General features: G+C 66.7%; 1 pseudogene. It reads left to right on the top strand.

From position 1 onward, the window contains the following. Window positions 1-112: pseudogene (locus PROPJV5_RS12325) on the top strand (transaldolase family protein); the annotation flags it as partial. Between the last annotated feature and the right edge of the window lie 161 nt (window positions 113-273).

The raw sequence follows: 273 nt of genomic DNA, 5'->3' as shown, positions 1-273 counted from the left end.
CCCGGAGGAGTTCGACACCTTCGGCGCCACCGTCCGTACGCTGCGTGGCTTCCTCCAGGCCGATGCCGACCTGGATGCCCTCGTGCGGGACGTCATCATGCCCCAGCCGTGAGCCGAGGATCGCAACCCATCACCGGGCTGGGGCGCCGCACTGGAGTGCGGCGCCCCAGCCGTCCACTGTGATGTCATCGACATCGGCAGCCAATCACCCAGTCCATCCGATCAGACAAGGAACACCATGCTCAACATCGCCGTCATCGGCGCCGGCCGCAT

The organism is Propionibacterium ruminifibrarum, assembly GCF_900289195.1.
GTDB classification, from domain to species: domain Bacteria; phylum Actinomycetota; class Actinomycetes; order Propionibacteriales; family Propionibacteriaceae; genus Propionibacterium; species Propionibacterium ruminifibrarum.
This window is presented reverse-complemented; position numbering and strand designations above follow the sequence as displayed.